The organism is Mesorhizobium sp. M0276 (genome assembly GCF_040321755.1).
Classification (GTDB): Bacteria; Pseudomonadota; Alphaproteobacteria; order Rhizobiales; family Rhizobiaceae; genus Mesorhizobium.
Genome location: NZ_JAMYSC010000009.1, coordinates 1 through 21,719, shown reverse-complemented (window position 1 = coordinate 21,719; position 21,719 = coordinate 1). Strand labels below are relative to the sequence as shown.

Genomic DNA, 21,719 nt, shown 5'->3' with positions numbered 1-21,719 from the left:
ATGCCTGACCAACTGCCTGAGATCGAATTGGAGGATCGCGGTTCCAAGGGGCGCTATGTCCTGCGCGGGCCGGGTGGCGCCGAGGCCGAGATGACCTTCACCAAGATTGGCGAGCACCAGATCATCATCGACCACACCGAGGTGCCGGACGCGTTTCGCGGCCAGGGTGCCGGGCTTCGGCTCGTCACCCGCGCCGTCGAGGATGCGCGTGCGGCGGGCAAGAAAATCATTCCTCTCTGCCCGTTCGCCAACGCCCAGTTCCGCCGACACCAGGAATGGGCCGACGTGCTGAAGAAGTAGGGATATCGTTGTTCGCAAACGGCGTGACACGCGGCTGCAGTCTCACCGGAGTGGCTTTGGCATTTGCCCGGGTGGCGCATCCTGCCTAAGTAGATATGATCTACAGCAGCCACATCGCCGACAAACGAACCGAATGATCCCCCATGACCGAAACCGACCTCGTTCCCGTCTTCGACGGCCATAACGATACGTTGCTCAGACTTTATCAGTCGAAAGACGCGGATGTCGAAAAGCTGTTCATAGAGGGAAAATCGGGCGGCCATATCGACCTGCCGCGTGCCAAGGCCGGCGGCTTTGCCGGCGGCATGTTCGCCATCTTTCCGCCGCCCGTCGAGAAATCCAGGCGCAGCCCCGTGCCCCCGGCGCCGAGCGATGCGGAGCCGCTGCCGCCCGAGGTTCCGCGCAGTGATGCGCTGACTTCGAGATGGCCTCGATCCTGTTCCGGCTGGAACGGGCCGCAGCGCTCACCGTCTGCCGCAGCGCGGGCGACGTGCGCAATGCCATGGCGCAAGGCTCGATCGCAGCCGTGTTCCATATCGAAGGGGTCGAAGCGATCGATCCCGAGCTTACCATGCTCGACGTGCTGCATCAGGCCGGCCTGCGCTCGCTCGGCATCGTCTGGAGCAGGCCTAATGCTTTCGGTCACGGCGTGCCATTCCGCTTCCCCTCCTCGCCCGACACAGGGCCCGGCCTGACCGATGCCGGCAAGGCACTGGTCAAGGCCTGCAACCAGCTGAAGATCATGATCGATCTCTCGCATCTCAATGAAAAAGGTTTTCGCGATGTTGCCGCGCTAAGCGATTCGCCGCTGGTCGCCACCCATTCCAACGTGCATGCGATCAGCGGCCATTCGCGCAACCTCATCGACTGGCAACTCGGTGCGATCCGCGAATCCGGCGGTATGGTCGGACTGAATTTCGCCACCGGCTTCCTGCGCGAGGACGGCCGGATGAATGCCGACACCAGCCTCGACATCATGGTGCGCCATGTCGATTCACTGCTGCAGGCTTTGGGTGAGGACGGCGTCGGCCTCGGCTCGGACTTCGACGGTGCCATGATCCCGGCGGCCATCGGCGACGTCGCCGGCCTGCCGAAGTTGATCGATGCTTTGGCAGCGCGTGGCTTCGGCCGCGCGCTGATCGAGAAGATCGCTTATCGCAACTGGCTCAACATGCTCGAGAAGACGATCGGTTAGAACGACCTATTGGAAGCCCATGCGCTTCAGCCAATCGCTGCCGATCCCGCGATCACGGATGATCGGCAGCGGATTTTCGGAATCGAGCCGTGCGCAAATGCGGTAGACTTCAAGCGTCTCGGCGCTCATCTCGTTGCGCTTGTAGAAGAACATGGCGGCGGCATACCGCGTGCGGCCTGACCACTTTTCGCCGAGGGGCGTGTTGATGAGCGCCCACTGCTCGGCGGCTTCCCCATCTTCTCCAGGCTTGTCGGCGTCGTCCATGATCAGAAATCCGCCGGCGGATTGGCGGCGCGGCGGTCGAGCTTGATGAACGGCCGTGCCACCACCTTGGCCCGCTTCATCAGTTTCTGGTACTGCAGCTCGCGCATGGCGTAGATCTCGACCCAGAGGTCGCCAGCCATAGTATCACCACATGGCCGCGCCAGCGATGGCGATGTTGCCCTTGGCCATCGTGGTAGGCGATGGAGTGTTCGGCCGGGGTGTTGTCTTCGATCTCCAGCCCGACAAGGACATGGCGCAGCCTGCGAACCTGGGAAGTCATGCAGAAGGTGCTTGACAGTGGTGAGCACCGTCCCACTGACTTTGCGGTCGAAAGCCGGTTGAATAGCCGGTGATGCTGGAGACCATCAGACCCATGAAGACAGCAGTCGCCAAGGAGGCCCTCGTTGAATCGGCGCGGAAAGCCGAATCCGAAAAGCGCGGGCGCAAGGCCTCGAAGGAGGTCAGGCAGCATCAGCTCATCGAGGCGACGATCGATTCCCTAGCCAAGCGCGGCTATTCGGAAACCACGATGGCCGATGTCGCGGATGGCGCCGGCCTGTCGCGCGGCATCGTCAATTTCCATTTCGAGAGCAAGGAGAAGCTGCTCATCGCGACCTTGCAACATATGTATGACGAGTATTCGGCGCACTGGCGCAATGCCTTGCAGAAGGCAGGCGATGACCCCGCCGATCAGCTTCATGCCCTGGTCTCCGCCGATTTCGACCGTTCGATCTGCAACAAGCGCAAGCTCGCCGCCTGGTGCGCCTTCTGGGGCGAGGCCAAGTCGCGGCCGAACTACCAGGCGCTGAGCAATGCGCGCGATGCCGTCTATCAGACCATATTCATCGACCTGTGCGCGACGCTCAAGCAGAGCGGCGATTATGCGTATGAGCCGCAGGTCATGGCCCTGGCACTCAGCGCCATGCTGGAGGGGCTGTGGCTGCGGTTGACGATGGGAACCGAGGACACCACCCGGGAGATCGCGTTGCAGGCGGCCAATGAATTCCTGTCGGCCGCATTCCCCAGGCACTTTCCGTGGAAGGCCGCCGGCGCGACGGAACCATAGAAAACGACAGAGGATGGAACGGCGATGAAGATACTGACCCGAGGCCTGACGGTGAGCTTGGCGCCCGGCGTGTCGGACCACTTGGTCAAGACCTTGGGCTATGGCCATGGCAAATGCTCCGGCATGGCGGCGATCGACCACACAGTGCTCGTCGAGCGTGACTTCGACAATCTCGATAAGTTTTTCGACAACACGCTGTTCCAGCAGCCGGTGGCGCCGGAGTTCAAGCAGCGCAGGGTGGCAGAGTTCGAGAAGATCGAGGCCGGCTATTGAAGAGCGAACAGGAAAGAACCGATGTCGTCATCGTCGGCGCCGGCTTCACCGGCCTGTCGGCAGCGCTTGCGCTCAAGGCAGCCGGCATCGATTTCGTTCTGCTCGAAGCCCGCGATCGCGTCGGCGGGCGGGTCGAGTCCATGGCGATCGGCGACGGCGAGCGTGTCGACAGCGGCGGTCAGTTCCTGTGCGAGGATATGCCGGCGCTGATGGCGTTGGTCGAGGAGCACGGCAAGACGCTGGTCGAGACCTATGTAGACGGCGAATTCGTCGCCCAGCCGGCTATGTCTGCGGGGGAGGCGGAACGAACCTATGTCGGCTCGATGGCGATCCGCGATCGCATGAACGCGATCGCGCTTGGTGATACTGATATCGCCGGCTTGTCAGTCGCCGCCTGGCTCGATCGCCAGGACGACCCCAAGGACGCCAAGGCAGCGTTTCGCTCAATGATCGAAGGTCTGTGGTGCCAGGCGCTGGAGAAGCTGCCGCTTTGGCATCTCATCGACAATGATCGCCGTATCACCAACGAGGTGTCGGAGCTGCAATATTTTCTCGCAGAGACCATGCATTCGCTGGCGGAGGATTTGGCTCAAGAACTGGGCGCCCGGGTGCGGCTTGGCGCGCATGTCACGCGCATCGAGCAAGGCGCAAATGGCGTGTCCACCCATACCAGCGCGGGTTCGATAGAGGCTCGTTGTCTGCTCGTCGCCGTGCCGCCGGTCATGGCTTCGAGGATAGATTATTCGCCGCCACTGCCGGCAGCTCTGGAGAAAGCACTTGGCGTCTGGCGCAGCGGGACGGTGATCAAGATGCTGCTGCGCTATCCCACCACCTTCTGGCGAGCCAAGGGCCTGAGCGGCATGGTGATGTGGCGTGACCAGCCAGGTTTGTTTGCCTGCGACGCCAGCAAGGATGACGATCATCCGGCGCTGGCGGTTTTCATCGGCGGTCCATCGGCCATCGAATGGCGTGGCTTTGGACAGGAAGGCCTCCGCACCAGAATTGCGGCGCGTCTCGTTGCAGCGCTCGGTCCGGAAGCTGCAAAGTGGATCGGCCTTGCCGTCCGATACTGGTTCGACGACCTCGGCGGCGTCGGCGGCTACAGCGACCTCATCGTCGACATGGATGCGACCGACGCCGAGCGCATCATCCTGGCCGGCGCGCCACCCGTGCATTTCGCCAGTTCGGAACTGTCGCCGTCATTTCCGGGCTATGTCGAAGGCGCCATCATTGCCGGACGGATCGCTGCGCGAAGGGTGATCGCCGAGCTTCAGTCGGAAATCGCTACCAAAGCCTCGGGATCGTAGGCGAGGCGGATCGAGGTCCCGACCGGGGTGTCGTCGGCGCCGAAATCGTTGGTTTCGGTCACCGATAGCGGTCGCAGGAGCTCGCATGAGCTCGGCCTGCTGGTCCGGCCGCTGATCAACATGTGCTTGATGGGGATAGCTCCCCTCTCCCGTTCTACAGGGAGAGGAGCGCTCATCGTCGTCTGCCCTTACGACCTCGACCTCAGCGCGTCATTCAAATTCCACATGTCCTTCTCCTCGGGCGCGGTCTCCAGGCCCAGCACCGGCAGCATCTTGCGCAGATGGTCGTGGTGGGTGCGCACGCCGTATTCGAGGTCGGAGAGATAAAAACCCTCGAAGGCTTCGGACAGCATGGATTCGTTCGACCACACCGAGAGTTGCACATCTTCCGACATGGTGTCGCGGTCGATGCGGAAAGAGAGGTAGCGGGCGGCGGCCTGCTTGCGGCTTTCGTCGCGGTAGCGGTAGACGGCGCCGCGCAGCAGCGTCTCGCCCGTCGACAGCGGAAACTCCTGATAGAACTGCACCGATTCCGGCATCATCGAAATGACCGCGTTGGGGAAGATGCCATAATAGACCCAGGCCTTCTTCAGGTAGTCGGGCAGATGCGCCGGCTCCGGCGCGATCTTGACGTAGTTCTTGACGCTCCAGCGCCGCCCGGCATGCGGGTTGTAAGTGGCGAATGAGCGCGACACGCCGTTGATGAAGGGCTCGTCGAAATAGGTGGCGCCATAGAGGTCCTGCAACGCAGGATGCGCCATGGCGACGTGATAGCCTTCATTGTCGACATCGCGTACCGACTTCCAGTTGACCGGGCTCTTCTGCGTCCAGATGCCCCAGGAGGGCACCATGTCGGCGGCGCTGTAGTGCGCGAATTCGGGCTCGATCGGCTTCATCAGTTCGGCAACCGAGGGCTGCGGCCCGCCATTGCGGAAACGGATGAAGATGAAGCCCATCCAGACTTCCAGATCGAGCGGCATGAGGCCGAATTCGGTCTTGTCGAGGTCGGGGAAGGAGCGCGGGCGTGCGGCACCGCGCAGCGTGCCGTCGAGATTGTAGACCCAGCCATGGAACGGGCAGACCAGTGCATTCTTGCAATTGCCTTGGCTTTCGGCGACGACGCGGCTGCCGCGGTGGCGGCACATATTGTTGAAACCGCGCACGACGCCATCCTTGCCGCGCACGATCAGGGCACGCTCACCGACGACGTCCATGGTCAGATAGTCGCCGGCGAGAGGTACGTCCGATAAATGCCCGACGATTTGCCAATGATTGCGAAAGACATGTTCCTTCTCAAGCTCGAGAAGGGCATCGGAATGGTAGCTCCAGCCCGGTAGTCCCCGCCGATCCCAATCGTTGGGGATCGCCAGGTCGCGGAGGAGCGGGTTCATAAAACGTCTCTTCTTTTTATTGAATACTTGTTCAATACAAGCATATTTTGCATTGAAATGCAATGGTTTGTGCAAGACGGGCTGGATTCCCAGCAGAATCCGTGAGGCCTCCGGCGGCAAAATCCGCGCTGCTGGCGGCCCGGAAAGTCCCGAAGAATCCGGGTGTTAGTCGGGGTTTCAGGGCGCGGTCTGGCCCCGACTTCGTGAACGATCGGAGCGGAGCACGAGGGCGCTTTTCAGAGCAATCGGCTGGAACCGGTCGAAAGTCGCTGTCGGAATGAGGCGGATGAGTGCCCGACTTTGCCCGGTTTTGCCCGAAACGCCGTTTCAAATTCGTTACATTGCCAGTCTTGCACCACCTTTTCCTTGTTACAAAGCGCGGCTAAGTTCGTTTCATCACTAAAAAGAAACTCAGCGAAGGGGAAGGCAATGTATGCGAAAATCCAGACGATCCGCGGCGGACGCCGCCTCCAGGCTCCAGAGCGCAATGACCGCCGTCCGAAACTGGCGCTGCGCCAGCGGGCCAGCGACCATCCCATGGCGATGTTCATGGTGCTGGCTGCTTGCGCCTTCGTCGGCATGGCGTTCACGCCGACAATCGGGCCAGCCTTCGCTTCGTTAAACCCGCCGGCCAAGCTGATCGAGGGCGCGCAGACGACGACCAGGACCGCACGTCTGCCGATCCCGGTGACCGACTTCGCCTGCAAGGGCCAAGCCTGGGGCGCCGAGAGCATCGATTGCCTGCGCGCCATCGCCGAGCAGTCCGGAGTGCACAAGACCCGTGCGATCCGCATGATCGCCAAGGCGGCGCCATTGACCGACACGCCGAACATTTTCTGATTTCTGTCGAAGCATGATTCCGAAACAGGTTCCCGTTGGGGGATCATGCTCTGACCTCCCCGAGCGCTCCTCCAGCGCTCCCTTCGGCTCCCGCCGCAAGTCGGGGGCCCTTTTTTATCCTTTTGTCATCGCCTGCTCGGCAATGGCCGACAGTACGCTGCGCACATCCAGCGTGCTGAATGGCTTTTCGAGGATCTCCGGCCGCTGATGTGCCGGCAAGGCCTCGATTTCGGCTTTCGCGCCGATCAGGTCGCCGGTGACCAGCACGAAACGCCGCGCCAGGTCAGTCTTTTCGGCAAGCAGCTCGCGATAGATCGATATGCCGCTGATGCCGGGCATGCGCAGGTCCGAAAAGACGATGTCAGGCGGCATGTGGCCGCTCAAGGTGGCCGCACCCGATTCCCAGACTGGAACGATCCGCGACTTGATGCCCATCAGTTCGAGAATATCGGAGAGCGAGCCGGCGACATCCGGCTCATCGTCTATGATCAGGGCATGGCGCAGGCCGCTGGATCGCGGCTGGTTGTCGCCGGCGGCGGCGAGGCCGGCCACAATGGCCGGCAGCTGGACGACGAAACGCGCGCCTCTCGGGACCACTTCTTCGAACCAGACATTGCCATTGTGTCGCTCGATGATCGATTTCGAGATCGACAGGCCGATGCCAGTGCCGACGCCAACCGGCTTGGTGGTGAAATAGGATTCGAAAATGCGGCTGCGGATCGCCTCCGGCACGCCGGGCCCATTGTCTTCGACCGAGAAGCAGGGATGACCCCGGTCGCTGCGGAACGTCCTCACCTTTATCAGCCGATCGCCGGCAATGCCGGCCAAGGCATGTTGACTGTTGATAAGGAAATTGGCGGCCACTTGCGTCACATGGTCGGCGTCGGCCATGGCCAGCAGCGGGCCGGCGGCGAAGTCGGTGTCGATGATGATGCCGCTTGAGCGCGCGCCATAGGCGGTCACTTCCAGTGCCGCCCGGATCACCTGGTTGAGGTCGGTCTCGGCTTGTGCCGCGGGATGAAGCCGGACCATCGACAGGAAGCTCTTGACGATGCGGCCGCAGCGCTCGGCGGCGGCACGTACTTTCTCGGCGCGCACCTTGGTCTGCGGATCGGAGGCGAATTCGTGCAGCAGCGTCGATTGCGCCACCACCACGGCCAAAGGGTTGTTGAGCTCGTGCGACACGCCGGCCAGCAACGAACCCATCGCCGCCATCTTTTCGTTCTGGTGCAGCTTCTCGCGCTGACGACCGATCTCCTCCTCGGCGCGCAATTTGTCGCGCAGGTCGCGGATGGAGCCGAAAATCAGGCGACGGTCGGCGACCCGCATCTCGGTCGCCGTCAGCTCGATCGGGAACACTTCGCCGGCTGAGTTCTGGGTCACCGTCTCAAGCCGTTGGCCGACCATTGGCGCGCCGCGGCCGGTCATGTATTCGGCCCCCGAAGCATAGCCCTTTCGGTAGTAGATAGGCACGATGGTATCGAGCAAGTCCTTGCCGAGGATGTCGCTGCGCTGGAAGCCGAACATCTTCTCGGCGGCCGGATTGAATTCGATGATCGAGCCGGTCTCGTCGATGACGACGATGGCATCGAGGGAGGCCTGCAGCATGGTGCGGCGGATGACCTCGCTGGCATGGGCTTCGGAGGGCGAGCGTTCGATGGCGTCTCCGATGGCGAGCGCGATGATGTGCAGCGTCGCCTCTTCCTCGTCGGTCCATTTACGCTCGTTGACGCAATCGTTGACCGCCAGCGTGCCCCACAGATGGCCGTGCGCGAAGACCGACACCGACAGGAAAGACTTGATGTTCTGCTTTTCGAAATCGGCTCTCAGAAAGCCCTCGAGATCGCGCGTATGCCCGGCGAAGATCTTGCCTTGCCGTTCGTCCTCGGCCAGTCGCTCCAGCAGCGGATCCGAATTGACGATCGACTGCACGATGACGGTCGGCGACGCCAGTTCGCCACCAAAGAGAGGGTCGATCCAGTAGGCGGCGACGGACTGGGCGAAACCCTGGCCAGGCAGCTCGCGCAAGCGAAACAGGATGCCACGCTGGCAATCTATGGCCCGGCAGAGCGTTTCCAGGATGCCGTCCATCTCGCGCTGCCAGTCTCCGGCCTCACGCAGTCGGCGAACGACGCGGACTGCCGCCATTGCCGCGCCCTGCCTGAACCCCTGCATATCCGTGCTTGCTGCTTCAGCGATCATCTTCTGCCGCCATTCCGGAACCGTGCCAATTCGATCAGCGAGCAACAGCTGCGAATCCGAACCCCACTGGCCTCGGAGCTCAGTTGCCGTCGCCGGTCGGCAGCGAGAAGATATAACCCTCTCCGCGCACCGTGCGCAGGAATTTCGGGTTGGCCGGATCGGTCTCGATCTTCTTGCGCAGCCGCATGATGCGAATGTCGACCGCGCGCGATGAATCCGGATCTTCGGTGAAGCCGATCGCCTCGGAGATCGCGGCGCGGGTCAGCAGCCGGTTGGCGCGGGTCAGGAAAACCTCCAGCACGTCGAATTCGCTTTTGGCCATGTCGACCACCGTGCCGTTGGCGCCGGTGACCAGCCTGCCGTCGAGATCGGCCTGGAAAGGGCCGAATGCAACGGAACGACGATCCGTCCTGGCCTTCTTGTCCTGAAGCTCCTGCGGCTGGGGAACCCGGCGCAACACGCTGCGGACCCTCGCCAGCACTTCGCGCAATTCGTAGGGTTTGACGATGTAGTCGTCGGCGCCGAGTTCCAGCCCGACGATACGGTCGAGCGCGGTGCCGGCGGCGGTCGCGTAGATGATGCCGATCGGCAGTTTCGAGCGCAGCCAGCGGCCGAGCGAGAGGCCGTCCTCGCCGGGCATGGCGATGTCGAGGATGGCGAGATGGAACGACTGCGTTTCAACGAGGCTGCGTGCGGCGGCAGCGCTTTCTGCGGTGACCACGTCATAGCCTGCAGCGCCAAGATATTCGGCGACCGCATCCCTCAAGTCGGGCTCATCCTCGACGATGACAATTCTTGCCCGCACGATGTTTTCGCTCCCACTTTCAGTGGAAAGTAGATTGGGTATAAACATGATGTCCAGCACTCATATCCGGTTGCCAGGGAACGGTTTGAAAACATGGCCGCACGATCGAACATCGCGCTTGTTTCCGTTGCCGAAGTGATCGCGACCGAGCTCGCCGACCATCTCGAGCGGCGCGGACATGATGTGCATCAGGCGCGCCAGCCCTGGGAGGCCGAATCGCTGCTGTCGGGAAAGGGCATCGACGTCGTCGTCGTCGGCGACAGCCTCAGCCAGGCCGAGGGGCGGGACCTGCTTCGGCGTTATGGCGGCCAAGGCGGGGGCGGCGAGGGCGGACCGGATTTCATCCTGATCTGCCGGCCGGCCGATCTCGTCGACAAGGTACTGGCGCTGGAGCTTGGGGCGGCCGACGTCGTCGAGAGCCCGCTCAATGTCAGGGAGCTCGCCGCCCGTGTTGGCGGCCTGCTTTCGCGACGCGGCAGGGGCGCCCCGGAACTGATCGTGCTGGAGAACGCGACCGTCGATCTGAGGTCGGCCATGGTCATGCATCGCTCCGGCACGGAAGAACAGCTCTCGCCGGGTCAGGTGGCGCTGCTCCGGCTGTTCCTGGCCAGTCCGCGCAAGGTGCTGACGCGCGACGATATCATCGCCGCAGCACCGGCAGAAAACGCCGACGCGTTCGATCGCTCGATCGATTCGCGCATCGTGCGGCTGCGCCGTAAGCTCGATACCGAAACCATTACCACCATACGCGGCGCCGGTTACCGGTTCGATCCGCCGCGGCAATTCGCCGACTGATTGCCGGGCGCTGACGCTCGCTCTTTTGTCGGGCATCGGATTTTCCATCTCTGGGCCCGATGCTCCCGGCGCTCAGCGTACCAGCAGAAGTGATGGGCCCACAGGCATGTCACCGCCCATGGTGAGCTCACTGGCATGGGCGCGGTCCCTCAGGAGCACGGTGGCAAGGCCGGCAAAGCCGAGCAGACCCTGTGCGTAGAGCAGTGCGGACAGCACCGAAGCGGCAAATTTCGTGTTCATCGTAGCAGTTTCCCAAAATTGAAATGTATTGCGGATCGCTTCAGGACACCCCCGAAGTGCCCGCGCCGCCCGGAACCCCCCGTCGCGGCGGGGGCCTTCGGTCCTCTCGGCAGCAAGTTGCCGGAGGGGCCGCGCAAACCCGTCAGCCTAAGACCGACCCGCCAGAGGGCCTTGAGCCGAGCAATGCGCAGGCTGGAAACAATCCAGACCGAGGCGAAAAACAGTGCGGCATGCAGTGTCGAAATCTCGCCTGAATTCATTGCACCGAGTCTAGCCAGCGGGGTGCCGGCACCCGTGCCGATGCCGCCGATGACCATTGCCGCGATGCCGATCCTGAGAAGCCAGGGCAGAGCGTTCGATTTCGTTCCCATGTTTCGTTACCGGCTGCTTTCGTTGCGTCAACTTTGCTTGCAGCGCGTATCCGGATCATGCCGCTCGAAGCCGCGCTTTGTTGCAATCTGGTTTCGAAATCGACGGCTATTCTTTCGTATGCAACCAATCCGCACTTTCGTTTAGAGAGAGATACCCATGCTCGTGACTTTGGCCCCACTAGCGCCTGGCCGACCTGCCTCTCTTTTCGGCTGTACGAAGCGCGGCGTTTGTTAACCAGTGGAAACAGATTCGAAACACAAACGAGGATTTTGCGAAATCTGCTGGAAACATGACGTCGGGATAAGCAGCCATCGAATTGGAGCCGGCCGGACCGGCATAGAGAGGGGATTTCATCATGCATACCGCCATTGCCGCCAAGCTCATCAACATCACCGCTGCCGTGCTGACCGGTGCCGCACTTCTGTTCGGCGCCGGGCCAGGTGTGGCCCACGCCGCCAACAAGATAGTGGCGCGCGTTTCGCTTTCGCAGCAGATCATGGAGGTCTCGGTCGATGGCCGGCCGACCTTTGCCTGGAAGGTTTCCACCGGCGACCGCGCCCATGTGACGCCGACCGGCTCGTTCAAGCCGACGCGCTTGCATGAGATGTGGCACTCGAAGAAATACGACAACGCCCCGATGCCGCACTCGGTCTTCTTCAGCGGCGGCTACGCGGTGCATGCGACCTATGCGATCAAGCGTCTCGGCCAGCCGGCCTCACATGGCTGCGTGCGACTGCATCCCGACAACGCCGCCGATTTCTACCAGCTCGTCGAAACCTTCGGGGCGACCAACACCAGCATCGTCATCGTCAAGTAGCCTGATGGTCGTTGCCTTCGGCTCTATTGTGCCGAAGCCGTGGAGCGATCATCAGAAAAAAGAGGCCGGGGACAATCCCGGCCTCTTTTTTGTTTCCAGCTACTTCTTGTGCAATTAGAGCAGTTCTCCGTTCACGGAACGGCGAACGGCTCTAATTCGCTTTTTGACGCATTTCCGGACCGAAAACCGTCTCACACTTTTCCTGGAATTGCTCTTAGCTCGGCAGTGCCGGCATCAGCTTGGGATCCGGTTTCTCGGCCAGGTGAGGGAGGTCCTTGCTGGCGATGAAGGTGTAGAACATGGGCACGACGAACAGCGTGAACATGGTTCCGACCAGGATGCCGGTGAAGATCACCAGGCCCATCGAGTAGCGGGCCGCGGCACCGGCGCCGCTGGACGTGATCAGCGGCACAACGCCAAGCGCCATCGCCGCTGTCGTCATCAGGATCGGCCGCAGGCGCACCTTGGCCGAGGCGATGATGGCGTCATGCCGCCGCATGCCATGGATTTCGCGCTGCTGGTTGGCGAACTCGACAAGCAGGATGCCGTGCTTTGTGATCAGGCCGATCAGCGTGATCAGGCCGACCTGCGTATAGATGTTGAGCGTGCCGAGACCCAGATTGAGCGGCACGATCGCGCCGAAGATCGACAGCGGCACCGCCATCATGATGATCAGCGGGTCGCGGAAGCTTTCAAACTGCGCCGCCAGAACCAAATAGATGACGAGAACTGCCGCCGCGAAAGCGATCAGGATGGTGTTGCCCTGTTCCTTTTCCTGCCGGGACTGGCCGGAATAATCGAGGAAGAAGGCATCGGGCAGGCTTTCCCTGGCGATGTCCTCCAGCGCCTTCAGCCCGTCGCCAGTGGTGACGCCGGGCAGTGGAAGCGCTGAAATCGTCGATGAATTCAGCTGGTTGAACTGCTCGACGGCCGCCGGCGCCGCATTGGTCGAAATCTTGACCACCGCCGACAGCGGGACCATCTCGCCCGTTACGCTGCGCACGAAGTATTCGCCGAGCTTGTCGGGGTTGTCGCGAAATTCCTGCGGCACCTGCGGGATGATGTCGTAGCTGTTGGAGTCGCGGTCGAACTGCGCCACTTCGGCGCCGCCGACCAGCAGTGTCAGCGTGCGACCGATATCGGCGATCGGCAGGTTCAGCGCCGCGGCGCGGTCACGGTCGATGGTCACCGTCACCTCCGGTGCGTCATAGGCCATGGAATTCTGCACGACGATGAAGCGGCCGGAGGCTTGCGCCTTTTTCTTGATCTGCTCGGCCACCTCGTACACTTCCGAGGACGCGCCGGTCGATCGCACCACCATGGAAATCGGCAAGCCGCCGCCGGAGCCCGGCAGCGTCGGCGGCGCGAAGACGAAGGCCTCGACGCCGGCGACTTTGGCGATACGGGCCGTAATGTCGGCCTGCAGTTCCTTGGAATTGCGCTTGCGTTCCGCCCAATCCTTGAAGGCATAGCCGACAAAGGCGCTGTTTGTCGTGCCGCCGAAGGCGACGGCCGAGAACTGCGCCCGTGTCTCGGGAATATCCTTCACCAGACCGAGGATCTGATTGACGTATGTCTCGGTATAATCGGACGTCGCATAACGTGGCCCTGTCACGATCGAGAGCAGAAAGCCCTGATCTTCTTCCGGCGCCAGCTCGGTTGAGGTCTTGGTGAACATGAAACCGGTCACGCCGACAAGCGCAAGCACGATGATCAGCGTCAATGGGCGATAGTTGAGCGAACCAGTGACGGCTCGTTCATAGACATGCTCGACGCGTGCGAAGGCGCCGTCGACAATGCGCTGGAAACGGCCCGGCGTGCCGGATTTCAGGAGGCGTGCCGACATCATCGGGGTGATGGTTATGGCGATGACGCCCGACAGCACCACCGAGCCGGCGAGCGTGACCGCGAATTCACGGAACAGAGCGCCGGTCAGGCCGCCGGTGAAGGCCAGCGGCGCGAACACGGCTGCCAGCGTCATGGTCATGGCAACGATGGCTGATGCTATTTCGCGCATACCGCTGAACGCAGCCTGCATCGGTGGCATGTTGTCTTCTTCCATGTGACGATGGATGTTCTCCACCACCACGATGGCGTCGTCGACGACAAGGCCGATCGCCAGCACCATGGCCAGCAGCGACAGAAGATTGATCGAATAGCCGACGGCAAACAGAAGGAAACAGACGCCGATCAACGACAGCGGGATGGTGACGATCGGCATCATCACCGAACGGAAGGAGCCAAGGAACAAAAGGATGACGACGACGACGATGGCAACCGCCTCGGCGATGGTCTTGAACACCTCTTCGATCGAGGCGCTGATCTGTTCGGTCGCGTCGTAGACGACCTCGATCGTCATGCCCTTCGGTAGAGTCTCCTGAATCTCCGGCACCAGCTTGGTGAGCGCCGCCGCCGTGGTCAGCGGATTGGCTGCCGGCGTCGGAAAGATGGCGAGGAAGGTGCCGGGCTTGCCGTTAAAGCTGACCCTGGTGTCGGTGTTCTCGGCGCCGAGCTCGACGCGCGCGACGTCGCGCAACCGCACCACATTGCCGTCGGTCGAACGCAGCGGCAGCTCGGCGAACGCCTCCGGCGTCTGCAATGTCGAGCGCACCGTGATCGATGAGACGACGTATTCGTTCTCGGTATTGCCGGGGGCCGACAGGAAGTTGGAATTGTTGATCGCCGTCAGCAGTTCGGAGGCCGTCACGCCGCGCGCGGCGAGCTTGATCGGATCGATCCAGACGCGCATCGAGTATTCCTGGGCGCCGAAGATCTGCACGTCGGCGACGCCTTCGACCGTCGACATGCGTGGCCTGATGACGCGCTCGATGTACTCCGTCAGCTGCTCTTTCGTCATGTTCGGATTCTGCATCGAGATGTACATCATCGCGAACTGCTGGCCGGTGCCCTTGACGATGACAGGGTCCTTGGAGGCGTCCGGCAAGGTACCGCGCACGCCCTGGACCTTGGACAGCACCTCGGTCAGCGCAACGTCAGGGTTGGAGCCGAGCTTCATCTGCACCGTCACGGTGCTGGAGGACGGGCGGCTGGACGAGGTGACGTAGTCGATGTTCTCGGTCGAGGCGACGGCGCGGGCGATCGGGGCGGAAATGAAGCCCTGGATCAGATCGGCGCTGGCGCCTGGATAGGCGGTGGTAATAGTGATCGCGGTCTCGTCGACCTTCGGATACTGCCGGATCGACAGGTTGAAGATGCCTTGGAAACCCAAGAGCAGGATCATGCAGGCAAGGACCGTCGAAAGGACAGGACGGCGAATGAAGAGATCGGAAACGCTCATTGCTGGTCGGCCTGCTTGTTCGCCGATTTGGTCGGGTCGACAGTGTTGTCCACAACGACGGACATACCGTTGAAGAGGCGGTTCTGACCGGCGGTGACGACCTCGTCGCCAGCCTTCAGCCCCTGGACGATCTCGACCATGCCGGCATTGCTGCGACCCGGCTTGACGAACACCTGCGACAATACCAGCGCAGGCTTTTCGCCTTCGGTAGCTGGCTTGGCCGAATCGGCAGCCTTGTCCGCCGGCTTCATGGCGTCGGTTGGCTTGGTGTCTGCAGGTTTGGCCTCCGTCGATTTATCCGCTGCAGGCGCTGCGGGCTTTTCCTCTGGCTTGGCTGCCGCTGCCGGGGCCGCCTCGGCTGGTTTCGCCGGCTGCACCACGAAGATGTAGTCGCCATAGAGGCTTGTGGTCAGCGCGGTCTGCGGCAGCGTCAGCACGTTCTGCTCTTCGGGCAGCTCGACACGCACCTGCACAAACTGGCCAGGCGTCAGCTTGCCGTCGGGATTGGCGACTTCCGCCCTGATATTCACCAGCCGGCTGGACGAGTCGATCTTCGGGTCGATGCCGCGAATGGCACCGGCAAACGGCCTGTCCTCACCGCCGAAGCCCAACCGAACCGTCTGGCCGATCTTGAGCAACGGGAGTTGCTGTTCGGGAACCGAGAAATCGACCCGCATCGTGTCGAGATCCTGCAGCGTCACCACGGCGGTGCCGGGCGCCAGATACTGGCCAATATCGATCTTGGGAATACCCACCGTGCCGCCGAAAGGCGCCGTCAGCTGCTTCTGATCGAGCACGGCCTGCAGCTTTGTAACCTGGGACGCAGAGGCCGAGGCCGCCGCACGCGCCGTGTCCAGCGTCGAATCGGAGCCGACGCCACGCTTGGTCAGTTCGATGGCGCGGGCCAGCGATGTCTGATCGAGCGCGGCCTGCGCCTTCTGTGCGTCGAGATCGGCGCGCTCGACGGCGTCGTCGAGCTGCAGCAGAACGGCATTGTCGGCCACTTTCTGGTTGGCGTGGAAAAGGATGCTTTTGACGATGCCGGTGGTCTCAACCGTCAGGTCGACGCCCCGCACCGCCTTGACCGTACCGATCGCCTCGATGCCCGGCGTCCAGGTCGACGGCTTGGCGATGGTCGTCGAAACGGTTGCCGCAGGCGGCTTCATCGAAGCGAAATACTGCTTGATGCCGTTGTCGCGCAGGAAGTTGAAGCCGACGATGCCGCCGACCACGACGACGAGCACGACCAGGACCAGGATGATGATAAAGATACGGAGTATGCGCATGCGCTTGAGCAAGGAGGTCCCCTTAGTCGAAATCCGGCGCGAAGCGCGGACATCGGGACACATATCGACTGCGGGTCCCGATTTCAAATAACGGCGGTCTTACTGTACCGTCTGGACGGTCTTGTCAATTGGGCCTAAGCTTGCGATGGGAGGCGCCATGAGAGCCCGAAGAAAGAACTCGCGCGAGAAAATTCTCGCTGCGGCGGCCGATGTCGCACGGGAGTCCGGGCCAGGCAGTCTGTCGCTGGAAGCGGTCGCCAGTCGCGCCGGCGTATCGAAGGGCGGGCTGCTCTACAATTTTCCGACCAAGGCCAAATTGATGCAGGGGCTGGTCGAAGGTTATCTGCGCGAGTTCGAGCAGGCGCTGGAAACCGCCCGCACGAATGACAAGGACGAAAATCCGCTGGCCGTCTACATCAGGCTGTCGGCCAATGATTACGAGGAAAAACAGCCGTCCGCGTCCTGGATCTTCTCGGCTATCGCCGAGGATCCCGATTTCATGACGCCGATAAAGACATTCAAGCGGCAGCTTTTCGAACGGCTGAAGGGCGAGACGCCCGACCTCAAATCGCTGCTGGTCTGCTATCTCGCCATCGAGGGATTGCGCAGCATGAACCTTTTCGATTCGGATGTCCTGTCGAAAGGCGAGCGAGACTTGCTGGTATCGTCCTTGCTGGAGATTGCCGGATAGGCGCGCCGAGCGCGCTCACTTCGCGGCGCGCTCGATGTCTGGGCGCAGGACGATCGCGGTGTCAGGTGCTCGACACCGCCATCATCGGCGATCAGATGGTGCAACGTGTCCAGCCTGTCGTGGACGGCACCTCGCTTCGGTGGACCGCTGAACCGCCCATTCCCTGCCTCTTTTTCGGTCCCGCGGGGATTGCCGGGAAGTGACCTAAAAGCCGGCAATTTTGGACATTAGTCTTGACACAAATACATATGTTCAATACCCGTCAGGCAATTGAACGAGCCTGCATTATGGGAGGAAAGCGGTATGGCTTCCAATGTTTCGCTGACGGGTCTTGCCCGCGATCTCGAGGAACGCGCCAAGACCGGCAAGCCTATCCGGATCGGCTTGATCGGCTCCGGCGAGATGGGAACCGACATCGTCACCCGCGTCGCCCATATGTCGGGCATCGAGATCGGCGCCATTTCCGAACTGAACCTGCCCGCCGCCACCAAGGCGGTGGATATCGCCTTCCAGGAAACCGGGCATTCGCGCGAAGTGTCGAACGCTTCGGCGATGACGGCGGCAATGGAGGCCGGCAAGGTGGCGGTCACCAGCGATGCCAGCCTTGTCATCAACAATGATCTCATCGACGTCGTCATAGACGCTACCGGGGTTCCCGCCGTCGGCGCCGAGATCGGACTGCGCGCCATGGAGCATGGCAAGCATCTGGTGATGATGAATGTAGAGGCCGACGTCACCATCGGCGCCTATCTGAAGAGCGAGGCCGACCGGCTTGGCGTCACCTATTCTCTGGGTGCCGGCGACGAGCCGTCCTCCTGTATGGAACTGATCGAGTTCGTCTCGGCCATGGGGCACCCGATTGTTGCCGCCGGCAAGGGCAAGAACAATCCGCTTAACATCGATGCGATCCCCCCGGACTATGAGGAAGAGGCCAGGCGCCGGCACATGAATGTCCGCATGCTGGTCGAATTCGTCGACGGCTCGAAGACCATGGTCGAGATGGCGGCGATCGCCAATGCCACGGGGCTGGTGCCTGACAAGCCAGGCATGCATGGCCCGACTGCCACGCTTGGCGAATTGTCCAAGGTCCTGGTGCCCCAGAAGGATGGCGGCGTGCTGTCGAAGGTCGGTGTCGTGGACTATTCGATCGGCAAAGGCGTTGCGCCCGGCGTCTTCGTCGTCGCCGACATGTCGCATCCGCGAATCTCCGAGCGCATGGAAGATCTGAAGATGGGCAAAGGCCCGTACTTCACGTTCCACCGTCCCTATCATCTGACCTCACTCGAGGTGCCGCTGACCTGCGCCCGCGTCGTGCTCTACGGCAAGGCCGACATGGTGCCGCTGGCGAAGCCCGTGGCCGAGGTCTGCGCGGTGGCCAAGAAAGATATGAAGCCCGGGGAGAAACTCGACGCGATTGGCGAATATTGCTATCGCGCCTGGATCATGACGACGCCGGATGCGCGCGCTGCCAAGGCCATTCCCTGCGGCCTGCTGCAGGGCGGCTCGGTCACCGCGTCGATCAGGAAGGGCGAGCTCATCACCTATGCCAATGCCGCTCCCGCAGCGGGCTCCAAGATCGCCGAACTGCGCGCCCGCCAGGACAAGCTCGTCTACGGGTCCGTGGAGGCGTGATCATGGCCGGAGCCAGCAAAGCCGTCGCCGACAGTCGCGCCAACCTGCCTTTCGTCTATCGCCAGTACAGCGCCGAGCAACTCAGGCAGGTGCTCCACAAGATGTACCTCATCCGCCGCTTCGAAGAGGGGGCGGAGGAGTGCTACACGCGCGGCCTCATCCACGGCACCATGCATCTGTCGATCGGCCAGGAAGCCAGCGCCATGGGCATCTGCATGCCGCTCGCCGAGGATGATCAGATCACCTCGACACATCGCGGCCACGGCCACTGCATCGCCAAGGGCGCCGAGGTCAAGCGCATGTTCGCCGAGTTTTTCGGCAAGACATCAGGCTACTGCAAGGGACGCGGTGGCTCGATGCACATTGCCGACGTCGCCAAGGGCAATCTCGGCGCCAACGGCATCGTCGGCGGCGGCATTCCGATCGCCGTCGGGGCCGGGCTTTCCTCCAAGATGATGAAGACCGGCAAGGTCGTGGTCTCCTTCTTCGGCGACGGTGCCAACAATGAAGGCGCCTTCCACGAGGCGCTGAACATGGCGGCGATTTGGAAGCTGCCGGTCATCTTCGTCTGCGAGAACAATGGCTACGGCATGTCGACATCGACGGCCCGCTCGACCGCCGTCAAGAACATCGCCGAGCGCGCCGCCGCCTATTCGATGCCGGGCGTCATCGTCGATGGCAACATTTTCTCCGAGGTCGCCGAGGCGTCTCATCAGGCCGTCGCCCGAGCCCGCGCGGGCGAGGGGCCGACGCTGATCGAATCCAAGACCTATCGCCATCGCGGCCATTCCAAGAGCGACCGCAACCGCTATCGCACCAAGGAGGAGATCGAGGACTGGATGTCGAACCGAGATCCGATCACGCTGTTCGAGAGCGAGCTCAGGGAATTCGGCTTCATCGACGACAAGGGTATCGAGGCAATCCGTGGCGCGGTGGCGCAGGAGATCGCCGACGGCATCGAGTTCGCCAAGGCGAGCCCGTCGCCTGACGTTCGCGACACCGGGAATTATGTCTACACGGAGCAGGCGTGATGGACGCGATGGTGCGCGAACTGAGCTACGCCCAGGCGATACAGGAGGCCATGGCGATCGCCATGGACATGGACGAACGCGTCTTCCTGATGGGCGAGGATATCGGCGTCTATGGCGGCGCTTTCCAGGTCACCGGCGATCTGGTCGAGCGTTACGGCGTTGACCGGGTGATCGACACGCCGATCTCGGAACTGGGAGGTGCGGGCGTTGCCGTCGGTGCCGCCCTCACCGGTATGCGACCGATCTTCGAATTCCAGTTTTCCGATTTCGCCACACTGGCCATGGAGCAGATCGTCAACCAGGCGGCCAAGATGCGCTTCATGCTGGGCGGCGAGGTCTCGGTGCCGGTGGTGATGCGCTTTCCCGCCGGCTCCGGTACCGGCGCGGCGGCCCAGCACAGCCAGAGCCTCGAAGCCTGGCTCGGCCATGTGCCGGGCCTGAAAGTCATCCAGCCGGCAACGCCCTACGATGCTAAAGGCATGCTGCTGGCGGCTGTCGCGGATCCCGATCCGGTGATGATCTTTGAGCACAAGCTGCTCTACAAGATGAAGGGGCCGGTGCCTGAAGGCTATTACACCGTGCCGATCGGCAAAGCCGATATCCGTCGGGAGGGCCGGGATCTCACCATCGTCGCCACCTCTGTCATGGTGCAAAAGGCGCTCGACGCAGCCGCCGTGTTGGAAGCCGAAGGCGTCGACGTCGAGGTTGTCGATCTGCGAACCATCCGGCCGATGGACAAGCAGACCGTCATCGACAGCGTCAAGAAGACGTCGCGGCTGATGTGCGTCTACGAAGCGGTCAAGACGCTGGGCATCGGCGCCGAGGTCAGCGCCATGATCGCCGAAAGCGAGGCGTTCGACTACCTCGACGCGCCGATCGTGCGGCTGGGCGGCGCCGAGACGCCGATCCCCTACAATCCGGAGTTGGAAAAGGCCACAGTGCCGCAGGTTCCCGACATCATCACCGCCGCGCGCGACCTCGTGAAGGGGGTTCGCTAGTCGATGCCGACCGAAGTCATTCTTCCCAAGGTCGACATGGACATGGCGACCGGACAGATCTCGCGCTGGTTCGCCGAGGAAGGCGCGCGCGTCAAGAAGGGCGATGTGCTGTTCGAGATCGAAACCGACAAGGCGGCGATGGAGATCGACGCGCCGGCGAGCGGCGTCCTGCGCGATGTCACCGGCAAGGAGGGTGTCGATATTGCGGTCGGCGCGGCTGTTGCCTGGATCTATGCCGAAGATGAAAGCTATGCGCCAATCTCCCCCCTTGAGGGGGAGATGTCGACGAAGTCGACAGAGGGGGTTGCCTCAGGAGGCACCGTCTCGGCGCCGAGCACTGCCGAGATGACCCCACCCGACCGGCCTTTGGCCGGCCACCCTCCCCTCAAGGGGGAGGGGGGAACCCGCGCGACACCTTTGGCACGGCGCTTGGCTCGCGAGGCAGGCCTGAACCTCTCCGGCATATCCGGCACAGGCCCATACGGTCGCGTCGTCAAGGCAGATATCGACGCAGCACTTTCCTCCCCCCTCGAGGGGGAGGTGTCCGCGAAGCGGACGGAGGGGGTCGCCTCAGAAGGCACCTCCTTTGCGCCGAGCCCAGTCGAGCCGACCCCACCCGACCGGCCTGCGGCCGGCCACCCTCCCCTCAAGGGGGACGTTCTGCGCCTGTTCGAGCAGGGCTCCTACGAACTCGTCCCGCATGACAACATGCGCAAGACCATCGCCCGCCGCTTGGTCGAGGCCAAGACCACCATCCCGCATTTCTACCTGACGCTCGACTGCGAACTCGATGCGCTGCTGGCGCTGCGTACGCAGATCAATGCGGCAGCCCCGGTGAAGAAAACCGACAAGGGCGACGCGCCCGCCTACAAGCTGTCGGTCAACGACATGGTCATCAAGGCGATGGCGATGGCGC

General features: G+C 62.4%; 21 protein-coding genes and 2 pseudogenes. 14 read left to right on the top strand and 9 right to left on the bottom strand.

Going from position 1 to position 21,719, the window contains the following annotated elements:
* On the top strand, positions 1 to 300 hold the full coding sequence (locus NKJ01_RS09160) for a GNAT family N-acetyltransferase (protein ID WP_023757367.1): 300 nt from the start codon (positions 1 to 3) through the stop codon (positions 298 to 300).
* 143 nt (positions 301 to 443) lie between these two features.
* Positions 444 to 1,495, top strand: a pseudogene (locus tag NKJ01_RS09155) (dipeptidase).
* Positions 1,496 to 1,501: 6 nt separating this feature from the next.
* Here the strand turns inward: NKJ01_RS09155 and NKJ01_RS09150 are convergent.
* Entirely contained in the window at positions 1,502 to 1,759 is a 258-nt protein-coding gene (locus NKJ01_RS09150; RefSeq protein WP_352727534.1) for a hypothetical protein, read from the bottom strand.
* A 2-nt stretch (positions 1,760 to 1,761) separates the two neighbouring features.
* On the bottom strand, positions 1,762 to 1,899 hold the full coding sequence (locus NKJ01_RS36440; RefSeq protein WP_023757364.1) for a hypothetical protein: 138 nt from the start codon (positions 1,897 to 1,899) through the stop codon (positions 1,762 to 1,764).
* A 212-nt stretch (positions 1,900 to 2,111) separates the two neighbouring features.
* On the opposite strand from NKJ01_RS36440, the gene betI reads away from it, so the two are divergent.
* From betI to NKJ01_RS09130, 3 genes are read left to right on the top strand one after another with little or no spacing between them, the layout of a single operon-like run.
* A complete protein-coding gene (gene betI / locus NKJ01_RS09140) occupies positions 2,112 to 2,825 on the top strand; it encodes a transcriptional regulator BetI (RefSeq protein WP_031259591.1) in 714 nt (237 codons plus the stop codon).
* Positions 2,826 to 2,849: 24 nt separating this feature from the next.
* Positions 2,850 to 3,098 (top strand): hypothetical protein, encoded by a 249-nt coding sequence (locus tag NKJ01_RS09135; RefSeq protein ID WP_352727533.1) that lies wholly within the window; start codon positions 2,850 to 2,852, stop codon positions 3,096 to 3,098.
* The gene (locus NKJ01_RS09130; RefSeq protein WP_352727532.1) at positions 3,095 to 4,405 is read left to right on the top strand and encodes a flavin monoamine oxidase family protein; all 1,311 of its coding nucleotides are present in this window, start codon (positions 3,095 to 3,097) and stop codon (positions 4,403 to 4,405) included. Before NKJ01_RS09135 ends, NKJ01_RS09130 begins: the two co-directional genes overlap by 4 nt.
* Here NKJ01_RS09130 and NKJ01_RS09125 read toward each other — a convergent pair.
* Together NKJ01_RS09125 and NKJ01_RS09120 are read right to left on the bottom strand one after the other, a co-directional pair.
* Positions 4,369 to 4,485 (bottom strand): annotated as a pseudogene (locus NKJ01_RS09125) (Fe3+/spermidine/putrescine ABC transporter ATP-binding protein); the annotation flags it as partial. The gene NKJ01_RS09130 and the pseudogene NKJ01_RS09125 overlap by 37 nt on opposite strands.
* Positions 4,486 to 4,593: 108 nt before the next feature.
* On the bottom strand, positions 4,594 to 5,796 hold the full coding sequence (locus NKJ01_RS09120) for an aromatic ring-hydroxylating oxygenase subunit alpha (RefSeq protein WP_352727531.1): 1,203 nt from the start codon (positions 5,794 to 5,796) through the stop codon (positions 4,594 to 4,596).
* 429 nt (positions 5,797 to 6,225) lie between these two features.
* Here NKJ01_RS09120 and NKJ01_RS09115 point away from each other — a divergent pair, with 429 nt between their 5' ends.
* On the top strand, positions 6,226 to 6,636 hold the full coding sequence (locus NKJ01_RS09115) for a hypothetical protein (RefSeq protein ID WP_352727530.1): 411 nt from the start codon (positions 6,226 to 6,228) through the stop codon (positions 6,634 to 6,636).
* Between the two features lie 114 nt (positions 6,637 to 6,750).
* Here the strand turns inward: NKJ01_RS09115 and NKJ01_RS09110 are convergent, their stop codons facing one another.
* Entirely contained in the window at positions 6,751 to 8,838 is a 2,088-nt protein-coding gene (locus tag NKJ01_RS09110) for an ATP-binding protein (protein ID WP_352727529.1), read from the bottom strand.
* A gap of 79 nt (positions 8,839 to 8,917) precedes the next feature.
* Entirely contained in the window at positions 8,918 to 9,691 is a 774-nt protein-coding gene (locus NKJ01_RS09105) for a response regulator (RefSeq protein WP_198032173.1), read from the bottom strand.
* A 45-nt stretch (positions 9,692 to 9,736) separates the two neighbouring features.
* On the opposite strand from NKJ01_RS09105, the gene NKJ01_RS09100 reads away from it, so the two are divergent.
* A complete protein-coding gene (locus NKJ01_RS09100) occupies positions 9,737 to 10,438 on the top strand; it encodes a winged helix-turn-helix domain-containing protein (protein ID WP_352604715.1) in 702 nt (233 codons plus the stop codon).
* 72 nt (positions 10,439 to 10,510) lie between these two features.
* Here NKJ01_RS09100 and NKJ01_RS09095 read toward each other — a convergent pair whose 3' ends face one another.
* The gene (locus tag NKJ01_RS09095; protein ID WP_023757353.1) at positions 10,511 to 10,678 is read right to left on the bottom strand and encodes a hypothetical protein; all 168 of its coding nucleotides are present in this window, start codon (positions 10,676 to 10,678) and stop codon (positions 10,511 to 10,513) included.
* Between the two features lie 183 nt (positions 10,679 to 10,861).
* Here NKJ01_RS09095 and NKJ01_RS09090 point away from each other — a divergent pair, with 183 nt between their 5' ends.
* On the top strand, positions 10,862 to 11,194 hold the full coding sequence (locus NKJ01_RS09090) for a hypothetical protein (protein WP_352727528.1): 333 nt from the start codon (positions 10,862 to 10,864) through the stop codon (positions 11,192 to 11,194).
* A gap of 211 nt (positions 11,195 to 11,405) precedes the next feature.
* Entirely contained in the window at positions 11,406 to 11,867 is a 462-nt protein-coding gene (locus NKJ01_RS09085) for a L,D-transpeptidase (protein ID WP_352727527.1), read from the top strand.
* A 214-nt stretch (positions 11,868 to 12,081) separates the two neighbouring features.
* Here the strand turns inward: NKJ01_RS09085 and NKJ01_RS09080 are convergent, their stop codons facing one another.
* Together NKJ01_RS09080 and NKJ01_RS09075 are read right to left on the bottom strand one after the other, a co-directional pair.
* The gene (locus tag NKJ01_RS09080; protein WP_352727526.1) at positions 12,082 to 15,165 is read right to left on the bottom strand and encodes an efflux RND transporter permease subunit; all 3,084 of its coding nucleotides are present in this window, start codon (positions 15,163 to 15,165) and stop codon (positions 12,082 to 12,084) included.
* A complete protein-coding gene (locus NKJ01_RS09075; protein WP_352727613.1) occupies positions 15,162 to 16,451 on the bottom strand; it encodes an efflux RND transporter periplasmic adaptor subunit in 1,290 nt (429 codons plus the stop codon). Before NKJ01_RS09075 ends, NKJ01_RS09080 begins: the two co-directional genes overlap by 4 nt.
* A gap of 157 nt (positions 16,452 to 16,608) precedes the next feature.
* Here NKJ01_RS09075 and NKJ01_RS09070 point away from each other — a divergent pair, with 157 nt between their 5' ends.
* The 5 genes from NKJ01_RS09070 to NKJ01_RS09050 all read left to right on the top strand — a co-directional run.
* Positions 16,609 to 17,142: a TetR/AcrR family transcriptional regulator gene (locus NKJ01_RS09070; protein ID WP_352727525.1), complete on the top strand. Its 534-nt coding sequence runs from the start codon at positions 16,609 to 16,611 to the stop codon at positions 17,140 to 17,142.
* A 303-nt stretch (positions 17,143 to 17,445) separates the two neighbouring features.
* Positions 17,446 to 18,774, top strand: coding sequence for an NAD(P)H-dependent oxidoreductase (locus NKJ01_RS09065; RefSeq protein ID WP_352727524.1), 1,329 nt, complete (start codon positions 17,446 to 17,448; stop codon positions 18,772 to 18,774).
* Between the two features lie 2 nt (positions 18,775 to 18,776).
* Positions 18,777 to 19,805 carry a thiamine pyrophosphate-dependent dehydrogenase E1 component subunit alpha gene (locus NKJ01_RS09060; RefSeq protein WP_352727523.1) on the top strand — a complete coding sequence of 343 codons (1,029 nt, stop codon included), beginning with the start codon at positions 18,777 to 18,779 and terminating at the stop codon, positions 19,803 to 19,805.
* Complete coding sequence (locus NKJ01_RS09055) at positions 19,805 to 20,803, top strand: alpha-ketoacid dehydrogenase subunit beta (RefSeq protein WP_352727522.1); 999 nt, start codon at positions 19,805 to 19,807, stop codon at positions 20,801 to 20,803. Before NKJ01_RS09060 ends, NKJ01_RS09055 begins: the two co-directional genes overlap by 1 nt.
* Positions 20,804 to 20,806: 3 nt before the next feature.
* A partial coding sequence (locus NKJ01_RS09050) for a biotin/lipoyl-containing protein (RefSeq protein WP_352727521.1) occupies positions 20,807 to 21,719 on the top strand: 913 nt, incomplete at its 3' end.